Source organism: Aquimarina penaris (assembly GCF_040786285.1).
GTDB lineage: Bacteria > Bacteroidota > Bacteroidia > Flavobacteriales > Flavobacteriaceae > Aquimarina.
This window is the reverse complement of sequence record NZ_JBFMKQ010000002.1, coordinates 909,056-927,726: the sequence shown is the minus strand read 5'-3', so window position 1 is coordinate 927,726 and position 18,671 is coordinate 909,056. Positions and strand designations below refer to the sequence as shown.

The 18,671-nt window shown below is 37.6% G+C and carries 14 protein-coding genes; 4 read left to right on the top strand and 10 right to left on the bottom strand.

Translation table 11 applies throughout. The features are described 5' to 3' along the window. Positions 1-7 precede the first annotated feature (7 nt). From ABW637_RS13535 to ABW637_RS13525, 3 genes are all read right to left on the bottom strand, one after another. Positions 8-877 carry a tetratricopeptide repeat protein gene (locus ABW637_RS13535; protein WP_367585233.1) on the bottom strand — a complete coding sequence of 290 codons (870 nt, stop codon included), beginning with the start codon at positions 875-877 and terminating at the stop codon, positions 8-10. Between the two features lie 122 nt (positions 878-999). Continuing rightward, positions 1,000-1,611, bottom strand: coding sequence for a DUF922 domain-containing protein (locus ABW637_RS13530; protein ID WP_367585232.1), 612 nt, complete (start codon positions 1,609-1,611; stop codon positions 1,000-1,002). A gap of 102 nt (positions 1,612-1,713) precedes the next feature. Next, positions 1,714-2,022 (bottom strand): hypothetical protein, encoded by a 309-nt coding sequence (locus ABW637_RS13525; protein WP_367585231.1) that lies wholly within the window; start codon positions 2,020-2,022, stop codon positions 1,714-1,716. A gap of 280 nt (positions 2,023-2,302) precedes the next feature. Between ABW637_RS13525 and ABW637_RS13520 the strand changes: the two genes are divergently transcribed. Then, positions 2,303-2,464, top strand: coding sequence for a hypothetical protein (locus ABW637_RS13520; protein ID WP_367585230.1), 162 nt, complete (start codon positions 2,303-2,305; stop codon positions 2,462-2,464). Positions 2,465-2,593: 129 nt separating this feature from the next. Here the strand turns inward: ABW637_RS13520 and ABW637_RS13515 are convergent, their stop codons facing one another. From ABW637_RS13515 to ABW637_RS13495, 5 genes are all read right to left on the bottom strand, one after another. Beyond that, positions 2,594-3,076 (bottom strand): hypothetical protein, encoded by a 483-nt coding sequence (locus tag ABW637_RS13515; protein ID WP_367585229.1) that lies wholly within the window; start codon positions 3,074-3,076, stop codon positions 2,594-2,596. Positions 3,077-3,087: 11 nt separating this feature from the next. Then, positions 3,088-4,428, bottom strand: a complete 1,341-nt coding sequence (locus tag ABW637_RS13510; RefSeq protein ID WP_367585228.1) for an RHS repeat-associated core domain-containing protein — start codon at positions 4,426-4,428, stop codon at positions 3,088-3,090. A gap of 298 nt (positions 4,429-4,726) precedes the next feature. Continuing rightward, the gene (locus ABW637_RS13505; RefSeq protein ID WP_367585227.1) at positions 4,727-5,128 is read right to left on the bottom strand and encodes a hypothetical protein; all 402 of its coding nucleotides are present in this window, start codon (positions 5,126-5,128) and stop codon (positions 4,727-4,729) included. 4 nt (positions 5,129-5,132) lie between these two features. Then, positions 5,133-9,272 (bottom strand): DUF6443 domain-containing protein, encoded by a 4,140-nt coding sequence (locus ABW637_RS13500; RefSeq protein ID WP_367585226.1) that lies wholly within the window; start codon positions 9,270-9,272, stop codon positions 5,133-5,135. 47 nt (positions 9,273-9,319) lie between these two features. Further along, positions 9,320-13,201, bottom strand: a complete 3,882-nt coding sequence (locus tag ABW637_RS13495) for a hypothetical protein (RefSeq protein ID WP_367585225.1) — start codon at positions 13,199-13,201, stop codon at positions 9,320-9,322. A gap of 647 nt (positions 13,202-13,848) precedes the next feature. Here ABW637_RS13495 and ABW637_RS13490 point away from each other — a divergent pair. The 3 genes from ABW637_RS13490 to ABW637_RS13480 all read left to right on the top strand — a co-directional run bounded on the left by ABW637_RS13490 (position 13,849) and on the right by ABW637_RS13480 (position 15,313). Then, positions 13,849-14,085 carry a hypothetical protein gene (locus ABW637_RS13490; RefSeq protein WP_367585224.1) on the top strand — a complete coding sequence of 79 codons (237 nt, stop codon included), beginning with the start codon at positions 13,849-13,851 and terminating at the stop codon, positions 14,083-14,085. 49 nt (positions 14,086-14,134) lie between these two features. Beyond that, complete coding sequence (locus tag ABW637_RS13485; RefSeq protein ID WP_367585223.1) at positions 14,135-14,785, top strand: PQLLE family protein; 651 nt, start codon at positions 14,135-14,137, stop codon at positions 14,783-14,785. Between the two features lie 135 nt (positions 14,786-14,920). After that, complete coding sequence (locus tag ABW637_RS13480) at positions 14,921-15,313, top strand: c-type cytochrome (protein WP_367585222.1); 393 nt, start codon at positions 14,921-14,923, stop codon at positions 15,311-15,313. A gap of 7 nt (positions 15,314-15,320) precedes the next feature. Here the strand turns inward: ABW637_RS13480 and ABW637_RS13475 are convergent, their stop codons facing one another. Then, positions 15,321-15,668 (bottom strand): T9SS type A sorting domain-containing protein, encoded by a 348-nt coding sequence (locus tag ABW637_RS13475; protein ID WP_367585221.1) that lies wholly within the window; start codon positions 15,666-15,668, stop codon positions 15,321-15,323. Between the two features lie 109 nt (positions 15,669-15,777). After that, entirely contained in the window at positions 15,778-18,630 is a 2,853-nt protein-coding gene (gene carB / locus ABW637_RS13470) for a carbamoyl-phosphate synthase large subunit (RefSeq protein ID WP_367585220.1), read from the bottom strand. Positions 18,631-18,671: the final 41 nt, after the last annotated feature.

Genomic DNA, 18,671 nt, shown 5'->3' with positions numbered 1-18,671 from the left:
TTTTGGTTTACATGTTTTTTACCAACTCACTCATACATTTTTTGATTTCATTTTGATCAGTTAATTCTTCACACCCCTGCATTACCGGAACAGAATTTCCTTCGGGTATTGATTTTTTTTCTTTAGATATTGAAGCACTTTTTATAGCTATAAGCTGGTTTAATGTTTTAAGCGACTCAAAAGCTTCTTTATCTTTTACTTTTCGTTTGGTAATCTCTAATGCCTTAGCGGCATCATAACGATTTCCTTTTTTGGTTAGTTCTTTATACCAGCCTATTGCTACACCAAATTCTTCGTTTAGCTCACAAGCCCAACCCAAACTATAGATCGCTTTCTCATTGCCAGGGTCTATATTAAGGCATTTATAAAAATCTTGTTTTGCTTTTTCATATTCACCTATAGCCAAATATGTCATCCCTCTTTCGTAAAAAAGCTTTGGGTCTTTTTCAGGTTTTTTCAATTTCCTTGAGAGCATTGCCTTTTCAAATCTATAAGTTCCTGCTCTTATGGTTAGTTCTTGAATACGTGATGCAGAAGAATATAAGTAGTAAATATCACAGTCTTGGATAAAATACTCTAAATGTCCGGCAATAAATAAACCTAAATTTTTTAAGTTAATATCATAGTTTTGACCCTTATGCTCACTTATTTCAATAAAACGTTCTTCTTTAAGGATCGTTTGAAATTCTTCAGAGTAGTCTTTAATTTTAGTTAATAGACATAATTTAAATACATAAGCGTTATTAGAGCTCAAAGATCGTTTAGTTTTTTCTCCAAAACACTCACAAATGTCTTGTTTGAGTACTTCTTGAATGTCTTCTTGACCATAAACCATAGTCGACAGTAAAAGAAATAAGAGTATGCAATTCTTTCTCACTTTTTTATTTTTCTTAATAATAACCACAACACCTTTTACAATGTTAGGGCTAGTTCTTTCTTACGCATGCCCAATGCTCTGTACAAACGAACACTAGCACATACTATGAGCCATTTAGGGGGTTAAGATTTCTTAATTTTCTCCCTCCAACGACTTTTTACTTTCTCATAAGTATAACCCTCCAGTTCATATAGTTCTTTATCTATTTTTAATAACCAGTTATTGCTTGGTATAGGCATAGATCCATTAAAAGTTTCGCGGTCATATGTATTTTGATATGTTTTACAATCTTTCCAGTATGTATTGTATACTTCTTGATATGTATCAAAATTCTTAATTCTTTTATTTTTAAGTTCCTCAAAGGCTTTACGCATTTTTCTAGCAAACAATTCTGCAATATCAAAATGTAGTTGCTCATGAGCTAAATGCTTAGGATCTTTCTTATTACCTAACCATGACTTATCTTTATAAAAGTAAGTAGCTAGGTTCATTTTTAAATAATTTACAATATGATTTTTTTCATCCACTACTACTTCTTTGGGTAAGATTTCTATTCTATACGTGGTTAATGCATTTTTAACTTTAAACTCATTAATTTCTTTAACCACTTTAAAATCATTTGGTGTTAAAAATACTCCTTCTTCCCATTGAATAATATTAGCATTAACGATTAGGTCTTTCTGACCAAATACTATAGATGTATATAAAAAAGTAATACATATTAATCTCATCATAACTTTAATTTTATAAAAACCAACTACACCACTGTAACTGGTTATTGCTTTTTATTTACTTACTCATTACCGCTACTAGTTGCAAACTAGCAATAGCAAATACTATGACTCATCGGAGGTGTCTTTTGTGAAGTCTTCGATTAACTCTAGAACCAATTTACTCGCTTTTTCCTCATCTCCATCACATAATTCTTTTAGAATATAGTTAGACCAATGTAAACTAAAATGTTTCCCTTCTTTTACTTGAAGCCAATTATGAAAATCATCAAAAACATTTTTGTTTTGTTCTTTAGCCCCAAGACCAAAACCTATCAAAAAAGATGTTAAAGATAAAAATGAGTCACTATTGGGCAAGTACATTCCTCTTCTAATTTTCAAATGATGAACGATATTTTTTAATTTAGATTTCATATCAGTATTAGTTAAAATTTATATAATCGTCATATTCCCCCGCTGCCGCTAGTTTGTAACTAGTGTGCCACGCAACCCTACCACACACCTCAAAAATACAACAAACCAGTTTCAAAAAATGAAACTGGTTTGTTACTTTTCTTGCTTACTCAGATACGCCACTAGTCACAGACTAGCGGTAGCGGGGATTACTCATGCTCGGTACCAGTTACAAACTGGCACTAGCGCATACTATGACCCAGCGGGGGCACCCGTCACAGACGAGCGCTAGCTGGGGGAAGTGTCTTTGGATTTCTTAATTGGTAAAGTAGTTGTAGAAGTAGATCATCAACTTCTAAAACGTGTCATCGAAGTACAGCAAATGAACGAACAGGACAAAGAACATATCCTATATACTCTTGATGCCCTAATCAAAAATGTAAAACTTAAATCTATTGCGTAAAAAAACCAGCTACACACAAAATGTAACTGGCTATTTCTTTTATTTTCTTACCCGTATCGCTTACTCATCATCGCCACTAGTCCTGAGACTAGCGGTAGCACTCTAGCGGCAGCAAAGGGGGGATTCAAATTAATATTTATGAGCAAAATATTTCTTTTTCTTCTTTGCTCGATATCTTCGATATAGCCCAAAACAAACTAAAACAAAAGTAAATACTGGTATTGGATACCCAAGTAACCAAAAATTATTCCATGCTACAAGAATTAAGTCTAAAATTACACCTAATAAGATAAATCTATGTAGTGCATACATGGAAATAAATTTATAATTATAAATCATATATTCCCCAGAGGGAAATATATATTTTGTATAATTTTCTAAACTTTCAAACTTGTCAAATTGTAAGTTTTTATTAAAGATTAACTGATAATAATCATAAATCTGCTTACGTAGCTCTTCTGGTCGTTTTTTATTTTGCTTATCCGTTAACATATCGGTAATATTAAGCAATGAATAAAAATGAATTCTCTTTTTTATTGATTTAGTATTATTAAATTCTTTTATAAGCTTTATAAGCTTATTTTTTTGGGCTATTAAAATTTCTTCATTCATGTCTAACTAATTTATTCAAATGTCCCAGCTCCACCTCGAATTAATTTGTTAAATACCTTAGGTCCTTTAAAAAACAAATGCTTTGACAAATCAATATCCTTAAACCTTTGTGGATTCATTAATGTTCTATAGACATGTTTGTTAAAAAGTAATCTTCTAACAGATTTTGGTGTATTACTAAAATAAAAAGAACCTGCAGAAGCCATAAACGATCTGATAAAAGGATTACCATAAGCATTAACATAAGTATACGCATAAGTACTATAAGCTTGATAAGAAGCATAACCATTAGATACTGCACTTCCAACACCTCCATATGTAACGTAACTTCCAATAATAGAACCTCCAGCAACACCTCCTAATGTACCTCCAATAGAATACGAGGTAAATTGCATTACATCATAACCTAAATCACCAGGTTGCCAACTTTCCCAACCTGCATTATAGTTAAGTGCAAATCCTTTAAAGTGATTATTCCATTTATCTCGATATGCTACTGCTAAAGCGTAATCTAAACGAGGATTTCCATTCCATTCGAAAGCCGAAGGAAATTTTTTCTTATTTACTGCTTTGACGATAATTTCATCCAAAACTGCTGTTTCTCCACCAAAATCTGGAAAATCATAAGGATTCTTGTCGCAACAAGCACTAACGGTATAACCATCTCCTAAAGTATTTAAAGCATTCTGAAGCATTGCTACACCAGATAATCCTCTATCTTTATTAGTATCAATTGAGATTCCTCTTGAAGCTAAAGCATCACCAAAAGACACTGCTCTACCTAATCGATCTTCGTACTGCCCTGTATAACTATTGTAACGAGCTCCACCGGTACTCCCTACAACACTACTGAACCCAAAACTACCACGTCCACCACTATCTAGGGTGTTTTCTCTATTATCACGATTCCAGGGACTTTCTGCTTCACTATTCCCCCCGCTAGGATCAGCATAATAAATAGGATTGTTATCAAAGGCATTATAGGTTGATAATCCATGATGTACTACGGGATCTTGTCTGTTCCAACGAGCAATGGTAGGATCAAAAGATCTAAGTGGCATTTCATACCAGTGTAAACCTAATCCTTCTTCTAACTCGGTATTGTTATAGCGATATGCATGCGATCTCCCATTCACTGGGATGTTGGGTCTTTTTTGTTGCAGCCCAAAGGGGTAGTAATTATTCTCTTCTATGATCTCCTCTTGGGTGATATTACCATCATTGTTTTTATCAGAATATGATAATCTAATGTTACCTAAATGGTCGGCATATTGGTAGACATAGTTAAATGATGAGATTGCCGTGCTACCGCTCGCAATGACAGGTTCTATATATCCTTCGGGTTGCCCCATAAACTCTAGTTCCCCGTTTTTATATTGTGCTGCTGCGTATTCGGTGGTCGTAATCGTACCGCCATCATTAAGGATCTTTTTTAGTTTGCTTCCTCCGGCATCGTAGATATATTCGATGGTTTTGTTGGTAAACTATACTTTATTCTATTTCAATGAACTTATTTAAACCACAACATCTTTTACAATGTTGTGGTTCTATTTGCTTACTCATAACTGGTACTCGTTACAAACGAGCACTAGCATATACTATGACCCAGCGGGGTTAAAAACTGTCGCAGAGCAAACTTCGTAGAGCAGGTTAAATTTTTACTTCATAAATATTTAATAATCTCTCATTATTTTTCGCGATAAAAATTACTTTTATGGTAATGCCTTTATCAGCATTATTGTATTCGTATGTAAAGAAATCACCACATCTTTGCCAACATGAGCTACTTTTATTTTTTTCTTCATTAGCATCGCATAAGTTTTTTACTATTTCTTCTAGTAAAGCATTTTTTTGATTAAACGAAAGCGTATAAATAGAATGAATGCTATAGTCTTGAAAATCACTTTTGGCTTTATAATGCACCAAATTTATATCCCTTGGAAAATTTATCTGTAATAACTCTGAATACTCATTTATATCAATTTTTCTTGAGCAACTTGTGTTTAAAATAAATAGGAGTGATATTAAAATATAAAATCTACTATTTCTCATAAATTTAAAATTTTGAAGCATCTTTTCTTTCTTGTGTGTTTCCTGGTTTTTTATAAAATAAAGGTGATACCCTGTATCCATTAACTTTTGTTTTAATGATCTGTCCTTGAATTTGATGAACTGATAGTCTTCCATATATATCAAATGGCCTTCCAGGTAAAAAATTTCTTGCCAGAGTTACTTGTAATTCTGCATCCCACGGTCTATCTGCAGGGTTAAAATCATATATATCATTAAAAATAAAACTTCCATTAAATTCTCTTTTTCCAGTTTCCGCATTTAGTGTAATTGTACCAGTTCTTGTAATGCTAAAATTCCCTAAGGTACCTGGAGAACCTGCATATACTTCAACAGAATCCGTAAAATTCTTGCTCTCTCCCGGAGATAAATCACCAACACTTAACATATCCAATGTATTAAGGCTCAAATCAACTGTGTTCGGGTAAATTTCCAACATTTGTTTTTGATTTAATGTGTATTCTTCTCCTTTTCCTTTTATATAATGATCAATTAAATTATTTGCTGCTCCATCATCTGGAAAAAAAGACTTAAAAAAAGCTATTCTTAAACCAAAAAGAGGGGTTGGGAAAATTCCACAACAACCTGTATTACCCCATTCTTCTGCAAATTTCTGATTTGTATCTTCAAAAGTAAGCACCCAGTTCTCTTTTTTATAATTTAACCCAAAAGATCTTACTGCCGCCGCTAGGTCGGTGCCATAACTCGTTACTGTAATATTGGTGTCAGCAGTACCTCTAATACCAGAATTACGTGCTGTATAACTACTAAAACCATAGCTACTACTCGCATGACTATCTAGACGATATTCATTATTATCAACCATTCTTCCTTCTCTAATGGTATGATGACTTCCACCACTTGGATCATTATAGTATACAGGATTATTCCCGAATGTATTATAGGTAGATAGCGTATGATGAGTGATTGGATCAACTCTGTTCCAACGAGCAATAGTTGGATCAAAGGATCTAAGCGGCATTTCATACCAGTTAAGGCCTAATCCTTCTTCAAGTTCGGTGTTGTTGTATTTATATTGATGGGATCTCCCATTTATAGGGATGTTCGGTCTTTTTTGTTGCAGCCCAAAGGGGTAATAGTTGTTTTCTTCAACGATCTCCTCTTGGGTAATGTTGCCATCGTTGTTTTTATCAGAATATGATAATCTAATGTTTCCTAAATGGTCTGCATATTGGTATACATAGGTTGGAGTACCCCCTCCGCCTACGGCACCTCCCCCTGAAGAAGGGGAGGAACTATTGTTGAATTCAATATAGCCTTCTGCGTGAGGCATAAACTCTAGATCCCCATTTTTATATTGGGCTGCTGCGTATTCGGTGGTCGTAATCGTACCGCCATCATTAAGGATCTTTTTTAGTTTGCTTCCTCCGGCATCGTAGACATATTCGATGGTTTTTTCAGCATCATTTTCAAAAGTGATCTTCACCGGTAAATCCAGATGGTTATACTCAATACTGGTGATGCCTTTGTTTTTATCTACAGTAATGCTTCCATTGGCATCATACTCATAATCATTACCTACGGTATTGCCATCTTTAAATCCAAAAGTGGTATTGCCAGTATCGGTTACACTTAGTAATTTATGCCCTGTAGCCTCATAGGTATAGGACAGCTTATCCATCTCTCCAAAAGTTGTGGCATTAGCGTCTGTATGTCCTTTTCTGTGTAGCGATTGTATGTTACCCATGTTATCGTAGGTAATATTTGTAAGATCATATTTACCACTACCACTTTCAGCTTTTGTAATTCTATCTAAGGCATCATAGGTGTATGTATAGGCTTTTATAGTATTATCCAGATTGGCTGTTCGCCAGTAGATTTGACTAATGTTTCCATTATACAATGCTTTATCATTATATGCAGAAGCTATATCATTATAATGGATTTTATAAGAGAATAAATCATTCCCCATAGTATTGACATCATTGATCCCTTTTAACCAACCTCTTACATTAAATGTATAATCTACATGCTGCAGGCCACCTCCAACATTTTTGGCCACCAATTGCCCAAGATTGTCATACTCGTTACTGGCAATTACTTCTACAGGCTGATCATTGATTTGTTGCGTTTGCGTAAGCACTCTACCCACATGATCATAGGTAAACCTATCGATGGTTACAATCGGTGCATTGCTGCCTTTGGTATGGGTGGTGGTACTTTGGATCACTTTGCCTGCAAAGTCTAATTGAGTTTTTGCAATATCTAGAGTACTAAGATACTCATTTTTGCTGGCTGCGTAAACAGGCCGTGCTTTTTTATCATAATAGGATACCGTAGTGGTCCAATCGCTGGTGCCTAACACTCGTATTTTACCCCCCGTAGGTAAGGTTTTAGTACGGTTGGTTATCGGCTCGCCATATACGGTGCCCGGATTCGCAAGCTCAGCAGGGATATCAAAGGTATAATCATCATAATAACTAATACTATGCAGCTCGATATTAGCCGTTGGGAATGCTGTATTCGTATAGTACACTATAGTTCCCGCTATATTGGTGGGGGCGCCTCGCCCCTCCCAGAGGGTGGTAAGCGTATTAACCTCTTGTTGTAGTGCCGGTCGATCCCGAGTATCGGTATACATCCCGGTATAGACACCTCTACCCAAGCCATCATATTTAGTAAAGAGCCATTGGCCCTTTGCATTCATGATCTCATCTTGGGTCAATACGGGTTGGTCGAGTTCGTTATATACGATATACTCCCGCCCTTTGCCTGGATCTTTCTTTTCGATCAAACGGTTGCGCTCATCGTATCGGTATTGGTAAATGAGTTCGCTAAGCTCTTCGGCAGAGATCCCATCGGTAGTAGTTACCTTCGTTGGAATCACAAAAGTAAGATTACCGTAATCGTCGTAGACATTGTAGGTGTCTATACCCCCTCCGCCTGCGGCACCTCCCCCTGAAGAGGGTGAGGAACTATTGTAACTTCTGGTTAGAATAACGCGACCATTTTTATCGGTAAAGCTCTCAGCGGTTTTGTTCTTGCCATCGGCAGCGGTCCAGTTTTCGTTTTTAACGATGCTTTTGCTTAGCTGTCCTGCCGCATAGCTCCCATTGGGTACTAGTGTAGGAACACCCCCCGTTATCACTACATCAAAACGCAGTACTTCAGCGGCTTTGTTAAAACCGTATTCAGACTTTACGGTATGCTCGTTCGTTACATATTCGTTATACTCTTTGATATATTGGATATGACTAAGATCACGAGTACTTTGTAATTTTATTCCATTAGTCAAAGGTCTTGGGGTATCGCCTAGTGGAGTAATGACCAAATAGTTATCTTTAATACTCGCGGTATAATCTATGGGAGTATCGTTTACATCGGTTAAACGTCCTAAATCCAGGTCTTCGATTTCGGGATAGACATCGATTTTTCGAAGTTCTCCTGTAGACAATACCTCGATGCCCAATTCTGGCTTTGCCCATATACGCAGTTTAAGTTCTGCATTGTTAATCGTTATGGCAACGGCATTATCCAAATCAATAGACGTATATGCGGGTGCATAGGGATCTAAAACGTCGGATGCCGTCCAGTTCTTCACATAGCTCATGTCGGTTGGAAAACTGGCATATATAGGATCTTTATGACGCGTATACTTCCAGGTTGCTCCCGGGGCCGCTTGTTCTTCTACCCGATTCAAAGGCGAGGCTTCTAAAACAGTCTCGCTATAAGCGTTCACCTCTTCTACCGGCACTCCTGCAAAATCATCGGGATACTTGTTTTTGTAATAGGCGTTGATATCCTGGTGGATATTGACTTCTCTGTAACTCCCAGGTACGCCTGTGGCTTCAAAAGGCAGATATTGCTTGGTTTGTCTACCCAAGCCGTCATACTCGATATGAGAAATGATATCTTTATTGCCTGTCGAGGCATTGATGACATTTTGCTGTATGGGTCTACCCAATCCATCATAATAGGTGATGGTTTGGACTTTTTGATCTTCGGGTGCCGTCTCTAAGGCATTGGCCGTAGTAAAAGGCGCTTGCGCCTGTACCGCCATGACATAGTTTTGATCTTCAGACGGGGCTAACCCCTGGGCATAGGTCGTGCTTATGGTAAGCAGTAGTCCTATGATATATAGTGTGTTTTTGATTATGGTATTCATCAAACTGTATTTTATATGTCTTTGTTTCATCTCTTTGTAGGCTTAGGTTATTGGTTGTTATCAGGTTGTGAAATCCCGATTCCGCCACCGTCGCCACCACCACCGCCAGAGCTGGTACATTCTGAGTCTCCTATACTAAAGGTTCGGGTCGTAGATGGTGTCTTACCTGTTATATTATCGGTGATAATACATTGTACGGTTTCTGATCTTGGACCGCTACATCTTAGGGTAATATCTAAACTAGATGAGCTTCCTTTATAGCTTCCGTTGACATACCATTTGTAGCTATAGCTACCAGAGCCTGCTGCTGCTTTGGCCAATAGTTCTAATTTTTTAGTCCCTGTAGGCGAACTATGGCGTATCGTGGCTATAGAAGCTGACCATAGGCCATCGTATACGTTCATGGTTGTTGTTAGTGTTTTAGCGTCTCCGGTCTTGGTATCGCGTACCACACATTGTACATTGACATTGCCATAATAATTGTAGTTCATATAAAGCCCGAACGATTTTTGGCTGCTGGTATAGCTACCGGCACGCCCGCTAATAGTCCAGCTATAGGTATAGCTCCCTGATCCCCCGTTTGGAGTTACATTAAACGAAGCCGTAGTGTTTATAGCATGATTTGCAGGTCTTATGATTTGACCAGCCGATCCCGAAAGCGGGGGATAAATACTAATCGACTTGTTCACCTTCTTGGTTTTACCCGTAATGGTATCGGTGATCGTAAGCTTTATCGTAGCCATACCCTCAACACCTCCTGCTTGCAGGCTAATGTCTTTGGTCGTAAAATACTGGGTGGCACTACCAGGTTTAGTGACCTCCCATTGATACGAATAGCGCTCTGATCCTCCACTAACAGTAGATCGAATCTGTAAGGAGGTATGGGTATCCATCCAGTTCTTCTCTGAAGCAATACTGGCCACTATAGGATCGTATTGTATCCCACTATCGTTATAGTAGTATTTATTAATGATATTATGTTCGGCATCTCGGGTATGTAGTAAACGATACAACCCATCATACTCATAATAGATAGTATATCCTCGTGGATCGGTCGTACTGGTAAGCCCAATAAGCGGATCATAGGTATAGGTGGTTACAATGGCATTAGGCAAGGCATCCCGCAAGGCATCCAAGGCTTGTCGCAAGGCACCTTCGGTACCGGTATACTCTAAAGTACGATCGGTATCAGCATTTGATTTGGCTTTAAGATCGTCAACAAAACCAGCTACTTGATTATAAGTTGCATTACCGATCTTAGCGATCGGGTATAGATCGTTATATCCCCAGATATAGACTGTATGAGGGCCTTTACCTTGGGAGACTTCCAGAGCATTTCCTTTGGCATCGTACTTGTGATAGATCGTTTGATCTTGCATCGGAGCGCCTTCTTTGGCCCCTTGTATCACAGAAGGTAAGTAATAGCCATTAGTAGTCGTATTAAAATTCACTACGGCTGTGGCTTGTTTTTTAGGCCCGATAAAAGTTTCGGTCTTTACCGGCGAGGCCATACGATGTGCCCCTACCAACTGAGTATCATTAATATCTGGGTGATACGGGTAGTAATAGTTCGATTTCTGTATCTCCCCTTTAGAGTTGGTTTGCGTCTGCCCGATCATTTGGTGATAGGCATCATAGAGATATTCTGTGATGTTTTCGGTATACTGCGTAGGGTCTGTATCCGAATAGGTTCTGCTTACCACTCGTTTTTGAAGCGGTTGGATATTCGTTTCTTTATAGGTCTCTATTTCATATTTCTTCATCCAAGCAGCAGCATCCTGATCACCCACGGCCAGGATATATTTTGCAAATGAAAACCCTTGTACCAGATCGACTTTATTCATCGCTTGGGTTGCCCAATGCTCATAGGCCACCTGCGTACCTTCCTGATACACCTCACGAAATCCAGGAATCAACTGGTGTAAGTACGGAAGAAGTGCGCTTCCGTTCCTTTCTAATTCTCTACGAATGAATTCCCTCAAATTCAATTCTTGTTTTACTCCTTTATTAGAACGCACTTTAAGCCCATAGGGATAATTAGGATCTAAGGAATTTCCGAATTCGTCTCTATTCATCTGTACCGGGATATACTCATAGCGTTGCTCGGTCAGTAATTGTTCGGTGGGTTGTGGATTGCCATCGATATGTTTATAGGTACGTATCGATTTAATTCGAATATCGCCCTCAACTTCTCCTCGAGGAGCAAGATTATGAACCAATGAATCATTAAAATTTCCAATATTCTCAAACACCTCCGGATCTTCAAAGGTATACACTGTTCGTCCGTTATGAATCTCTTCGTTGGGATCTGAAGATACCACTCGTTCACTCACCTGTGCATAATAAATAGGTTCGGCAGGGCCTACATAATTCGCACTGTATGTGTTATGAACTACAGAGTTAATTTGGGCACTAGAGCCTAACTCTTCTTTACTATAGTCATATTGCTTTTGGGTACATGCTGTGGTAGCTCCCCCGCAACTCTCAATGCTTTTTACTCGAATCCCTCCATATGCTTTAGCGTATGAATTCAATTCATATTCAATCTTAGTTTGTCCGCCGCTTTTACCGGTTATGGTTTTTAAGGCTCCTTGTACGGTTCCTTTAAAATAAGGATACTCTCTTATAACAGGATCTGTTTCACTCGACGATAATTGTCTGCCTGCATAATACCCCCATCTATCCATACCCAGGGTGGCTTCTTCGGTATCAAATTCAAAATCAGGAATGTCATGGGGATCATTCTGATCGTAATAGTCAAACCGAACCTCTAACTGATCGTTCTTTTTGATCTCGGTGAGCAAACGTCGAGATCGCTGGGTAAAGAAATCATATTGGTTAATCGTATTGTTATGAAAATCGGTAAGTGTAATACGATTATATTGTTGATATGCCCCTGAAGTACCGGGTTTAATGGCAAAATTTAAGGATCCTTCGGCAAAGTTGATTTTGGTGAGTACTGGGGTGGTCACATCCACATCCATACGCACATGGGGATAGATATACGGATCTGTCTTAGGATCATCTCCTTCAAAATCCTGATCAAATAAAAACTCTGAAGCTCTTGATTTTAGGGAATACGCTTTAGAGACAAAAGCCTTTCTTCTGTCGGTTTGATTTTGGTACTCAAAGGTAATTTGCTGTGTCGTATTAGGCGGTTGTATACTGCTAAGATACCAACTACGAGCATAAGTATAATAGTCTCCTTCTGCCATAGGGATAACACCCAAATCAGGCTCATAGGGATCAAATATCTCTTTGGCAGCAAAGATGTAGTTCACTCCTTCGGCATCGATCACTTCAATCTGGTCCCAACCAAAGTTCACCTGTACATTATGATGGGATAAAAATACGGGTTGACCATTGTTTCCAATCTTAAAGGAAAAATTTAAGGCGCCTGCATTGACTGTAAATAAATCTGGCTCGCCATCTACCATACCATTGGCTAATAAATAGGCGTGATGTTCTTTCATCACTTGCTTACCCCCAGTACCCGGGCTGTTATTAGGATCAAAGTGATAATAGGGATCCAGTATGCTATCTTTTAATCGTTCTGCTCCATGATATCCCTTGGGGTGATCATCGGGCAAGCCTCTAACTTCTCTAGAGATCATACCGGTAGCCACAAGACCCCAACCCAATCCAATGGGGGAAGGTTCTTCCATCACCTGTAGCCCGGTATAGCGGTATTGCAAACCTACCGGCCAGCTTACTCCGTTTTGTTTGATGGTGTAGATCGGTACGGATTGTTGTACGGTCCCAGTGGTAAGATCCACACTGGCACCGCTGGCTTTAGTGGCTTTGGCAGCCGTAGGTGCAGCCTTTATAGCAGTGCCGTAGCCCCCGTAAAAACCTGATTGGGCGATTGTGTTTTGAATGAATAGAAAGCTAAGCAATAGATATACATAGCGTAATACTGAATGGTTCATATATGTGATTTATTTTGAGGTTTCTTTAAACAAAGCGGCGAAAATAATGCTAATTTTTAAATCGAAAGGGGGGAAAATCCCCCTGTGTTTTCAACATTTCGTTAAGGGGTTAGATATCGTAGACTAATAACACAAAAAAGTGATGTTTTTTCTCAAATGTTACGGTTTTCCTCATAGTTTTCTTGTTGTTTTTCTGTTTCCTGATGCAATACTAACACATCCCAGTTTCATTTTTCGGAACTGGGAGAAATGTAAATGTTAAAATTTGTGAATGATGAATGATGATTTTTGATTGACGAGTTACGATTGACGATTGATATACATGATGAGTTGTTTGCGATATCGGTGTAGCAATACTCTAATAATCCAAAGGTCTAACAATCCGAAGGTGGAGTACTTCGGCAAGCTCGGCATAAACTAGTCGAAGCCTGAATGCCTCAAGAAACATCAAAATTATTGCTACTATTATGGAAACCCGTAACCCTATTTTTTTGTAAACTAAAATTAAAATAGTAGTTTCGGCATCGTTTTTATAACACCTTACACCCTACCCTAAAGTTGTAAAGACATTTTCGTAAACATTCTCATTAAAAATAATTGGTAACCCATATCATGCTATTGCATACTGCACAGTAGTATCCATAGTCGTGGTAGAAATATATTCTCAATCGGAAGGAACCCTTACTCGATTGGAAGGAACCCTTACTCGATTGGAAGGAACCCTTACTCGGTCGGAAGGAACCCTTACTCGATTGGAAGGAACCCTTACTCGGTCGGAAGGAACACCTACTCGGTCGGAAGGAACCCTTACTCGATCGGAAGGAACCCTTACTCGGTTGGAAGGAACCCTTACTCGGCCGGAAGGAACGTATAGCAGGCTTTAAAGAATAAGAATACTAATTAATTATATTTTTTAACCATTAAATTTATTATATGACAAATTCAAAAAAAACTCAAGCAGAAGTATTAGAACAATACAGGGTAGCATTAAAAAATGTTACAGAACAACCCGCTATTGCCATAGAGATGGCAGAATTGAGCTATGACAAAAACAAAATTAGTGAAGGGGAGCAACTGCTCTACAAAACAAGAAATGCTTTTGATTTTAATAAGCAAGAAGATGATGAGACTACAGAAGCTTCTGCTATATTTAAAAAAGAAAAAGAAACTTTAGATGATTTGTATAAAAGGCATAGAAAAAAAGCAAGGGCCATACTACGCAAAACTCCTGAAGTATTAACAAAGTTAGGGATCAATGGTCCGATGCCTTTTGCCTATACGAGTAGAATAGAAGTTATCCGAAAATTTTATACCGATATGGATGCTGATACCTTACAAAAATTGGCTTTAGTTAAAATCTCTTCTGAAGACATTATTATTGGCAAAGCGCAAATCCTAAAAGTTGAAGAGTCCAGAGCAGAATACCTACGCGAAGTAGGAGAATCACAAGATGCTACCAAACAAAAAGATACAGCATTTGCTAAAATGGATGATTGGATGCGCGATTTTTATGCCGTAGCTGATATCGCTCTCGAAGACCGACCACAACTTATGGAGGCCTTAGGAAGAAAAAGGAAGAGCTAAACTACTTTTAACAGAGGCTGTCTGAAAAGTTAACTTTTTAAGACAGCCTTTTTCTATTGCATACAATCATCTCTATCTATATGCGTTAGCATACTGCATACAAATTTGTATATTAGACATAAAAAACCCCATATTATGAAAAATATCAGTATCCTACTATTGATGGTTCTTGTTGCCACAATAAGTTATAATTGTAGTAGTGATGATAGTACAGACCCTATTACAAACCCTGATCCTGATCCCGTAGCTAATCCTAATCCCAATAAAATAACTACTTATACTGCAGATGTAAAAACAATTATCGATACTAATTGTTTAGAGTGCCATGGTAGTTCACCTTCTCAAGGAGCACCCATGTCTTTGGCAAACTATGCTGATATAATAGATGCTTTAACCAATCAAGGTAGAGATGACTTAGCCGATAGAATGGATACCACAGGAAGAAATGTAATGCCACCCTCGGGTAGGTTACCTCAAGAGACTATAGATATCATTTTGGATTGGAAAGCTGATGGATATAAAGAATAATAAATTTCTATTTATTATTAACCCCATCCTGGCCTTTATAAAATCGTTTGATCGCTGTGTTATTACCAGAATACAACTTTATTACATAATACCCTTCTCTAAGGCCTGATACATCAATTTCTCTATCAAGATGCAATTGTTTTTGTATTCTTATTAAACCCGCTTGATCGATTATTTTTACTTCAATTAATTGATTAGGTACATGGGTTACAATAGTTATAAAATGTGACGTAATCGAAGGTTTAATTTCAAAAGAGAATAATTCATCATTAAACTCATGGTTAGGGTTTTTATCATTCGAATACACTAAGAACGATCCAATAAAAAACAGGAGATATAGTAGTACTTTTTTCATAACTTTTTTATTTCAATTTACTATTAATTAACCAGTTACCTCGTTAACAAAAGCACAAAAGAGCATCAGATTGATGCTCTTTTATAAAAAAATTATGAGTTGTTCACCCTTATTTACTCAAATACATTTTACGTCTCGAGTACAGGTCATAAAACTGATCGTCTTTAAGATCATCAATAAATAAAATACTTTCTCCGGTACTTTTCATCTCTGGTCCTAGTTTCTTGTTCACATTCGGAAACTTATTAAATGAGAACACCGGTTGTTTGATCGCATATCCATCTAAATGAGGTTTGAAATCAAAATCAGTAACCTTTTTCTCACCTAACATTACCTTCGTTGCAAAATTCACGTAAGGTTCTCCGTAGGCTTTTGCAATAAAAGGTACAGTTCTCGACGCTCTAGGGTTTGCTTCGATGATATACACCATATCATCTTTAATTGCAAACTGAATATTAATCAGTCCGACCGTGTTTAAGGCTAAAGCAATCTTATGAGTATGATCTTTAATTTGCTGCATTACAAATTCACCAAGATTAAATGGCGGTAAGGTGGCATTAGAATCTCCCGAGTGAATTCCGCAAGGCTCTATATGCTCCATAATACCAATGATATACACATTTTTACCATCACAAATTGCATCTGCCTCGGCTTCTATAGCTCCGTCCAGATAATGATCCAGCAATAATTTATTATTAGGTATCTTACGCAATAAACCAACAACATGCTCTTCTAGCTCTTGTTTATTGATTACAATCTTCATCCCTTGTCCGCCCAATACATACGATGGTCTTACCAGGATTGGAAAATCTAATTTATCTGCGACCGCTAGTGCTTCATCGGCAGTTTCGGCCGTATCAAATTCTGGATACGGAATATTATTCTCCTGTAATAACTTAGAAAAGTGGCCTCTGTCTTCGGCCAAATCAAGTGATTGGAAACTAGTACCAATAATTTTGATACCATATCGATCTAATTTTTCTGCAAGTTTTAATGCCGTCTGTCCACCAAGCTGAACAATAACTCCTTCAGGCTTTTCATGGCGAATAATATCATAAATATGTTCCCAGAATACCGGTTCAAAATATAATTTATCGGCTACATCAAAATCTGTAGATACGGTCTCGGGATTACAGTTGATCATTATGGTTTCGTACCCACATTCGGCAGATGCCAATACTCCATGAACGCAACAATAATCAAACTCTATACCTTGTCCTATTCGGTTAGGTCCTGATCCGAGAACAACAATTTTCTTTTTATCGGTGACTTCACTTTCATTAGAGATATACGTCTCCCCGGCGGTCGTTTCGATTTCGGCTTCAAACGTAGAATAAAAATAAGGAGTCTCTGCTTTAAATTCTGCAGCACAAGTATCTACTAATTTATACACTCTATTAATCCCTAGATCACTTCTCTTATTATAGACTTCACTTTCATAACATCCAACCATATGTGCAATTTGTCTATCGGCAAAACCTTTTTGTTTTGCTTCTAAAATCAAATCTTTGGTTAGGGATTGTATGGTATATGTAGAAATTTCTTTTTCAAGATTATGCAGTTCTTCATACTGCTTTAAAAACCACATATCAATTTTTGTGATCTCATGTATTCTACTTAACGGAATACCCATCTGGATAGCATCATAAATTACAAAGACACGATCCCAGCTGGCATGTGTAAGTTTATCTATGATTTGGTCATAGTTTTTGTACCCTTTACCATCGGCACCTAATCCGTTTCTTTTTATTTCTAAAGATTGGGTAGCTTTATGTAATGCTTCCTGAAAAGATCTACCAATAGCCATGACTTCTCCAACAGATTTCATCTGAAGTCCAAGAGTACGATCTGAGCCTTCGAATTTATCAAAATTCCATCTCGGAATTTTTACAATAACATAATCCAATGTAGGTTCAAATAATGCCGAGGTCGATTTAGTAATCTGGTTATCTAATTCGTCAAGATTATACCCTATAGCCAGCTTTGCAGCTATTTTAGCAATAGGATATCCCGTTGCTTTTGATGCTAGCGCCGAAGAACGAGAAACCCTTGGGTTGATCTCAATTGCAATGATATCTTCATTTTTATCTGGGCTTACCGCAAACTGCACATTACATCCCCCTGCAAAATCTCCGATACTTCGCATCATATGGATAGCCATATCACGCATACGTTGGAAAGTTTTATCACTAAGCGTCATTGCAGGAGCTACTGTAATCGAATCTCCTGTATGAATCCCCATAGGATCCATATTTTCTATAGTACAAATAATAACAACATTATTGTTATTATCTCTCAACAACTCTAGTTCATATTCTTTCCAACCGATCAGGGCTTTATCAATCATTACTTCGTGAATTGGAGAGATCTCTAATCCGCGAGTAAGTAATTCATCAAAATCTTCTTCTTTATACACAATAGACGCACCAGCGCCTCCCAATGTGTATGAAGCTCGAATAACCAACGGAAACCCAAATTCTTGAGCAATTTCTTTCCCTTTTAGATAAGATCCTGCTGTTGCCTGCGGCGCCATAGGTATCCCTATCTTAAGCATTAGTTCTCTAAACTGTTCCCGATCTTCGGTAATATTGATTGCATCAATATCCACCCCAATAATTTCTACATCAAAGTCACCCCATATTCCTTTTTCATCGGCTTCTATACAAAGATTAAGCGCGGTCTGCCCTCCCATAGTAGGTAATACCGCATCAATCTGTGGATGTTCTTTAAGTATTTCAATTATAGATTTTGTGTTTAAGGGTTTAAGGTATACATGATCCGCCATCGATGGATCCGTCATAATAGTGGCGGGATTCGAATTGATTAATATCGTTTCTATACCGTCTTCTCTAAGTGATCGTAAGGCTTGTGTACCCGAGTAGTCAAACTCACATGCTTGACCTATAATAATTGGTCCTGATCCGATTATTAATATACTCTTAAGTTTTTCGTTTTTAGGCATGTAATAAAAGTATTGGCAATTTACTAAATAACTGATTTATG

Bases quoted from the DNA above. Each gene is read 5' to 3' on its own strand.
- ABW637_RS13475 (WP_367585221.1), bottom strand. From the start codon at position 15,668: ATGAAAAAAGTACTACTATATCTCCTGTTTTTTATTGGATCGTTCTTA.
- ABW637_RS13505 (WP_367585227.1), bottom strand. From the start codon at position 5,128: ATGAGAAATAGTAGATTTTATATTTTAATATCACTCCTATTTATTTTA.
- ABW637_RS13515 (WP_367585229.1), bottom strand. From the start codon at position 3,076: ATGAATGAAGAAATTTTAATAGCCCAAAAAAATAAGCTTATAAAGCTT.
- ABW637_RS13500 (WP_367585226.1), bottom strand. From the start codon at position 9,272: ATGAATACCATAATCAAAAACACACTATATATCATAGGACTACTGCTT.
- ABW637_RS13495 (WP_367585225.1), bottom strand. From the start codon at position 13,201: ATGAACCATTCAGTATTACGCTATGTATATCTATTGCTTAGCTTTCTA.
- carB (WP_367585220.1), bottom strand. From the start codon at position 18,630: ATGCCTAAAAACGAAAAACTTAAGAGTATATTAATAATCGGATCAGGA.
- ABW637_RS13510 (WP_367585228.1), bottom strand. From the start codon at position 4,428: ATGGGGCAACCCGAAGGATATATAGAACCTGTCATTGCGAGCGGTAGC.
- ABW637_RS13525 (WP_367585231.1), bottom strand. From the start codon at position 2,022: ATGAAATCTAAATTAAAAAATATCGTTCATCATTTGAAAATTAGAAGA.
- ABW637_RS13485 (WP_367585223.1), top strand. From the start codon at position 14,135: ATGACAAATTCAAAAAAAACTCAAGCAGAAGTATTAGAACAATACAGG.
- ABW637_RS13530 (WP_367585232.1), bottom strand. From the start codon at position 1,611: ATGATGAGATTAATATGTATTACTTTTTTATATACATCTATAGTATTT.
- ABW637_RS13480 (WP_367585222.1), top strand. From the start codon at position 14,921: ATGAAAAATATCAGTATCCTACTATTGATGGTTCTTGTTGCCACAATA.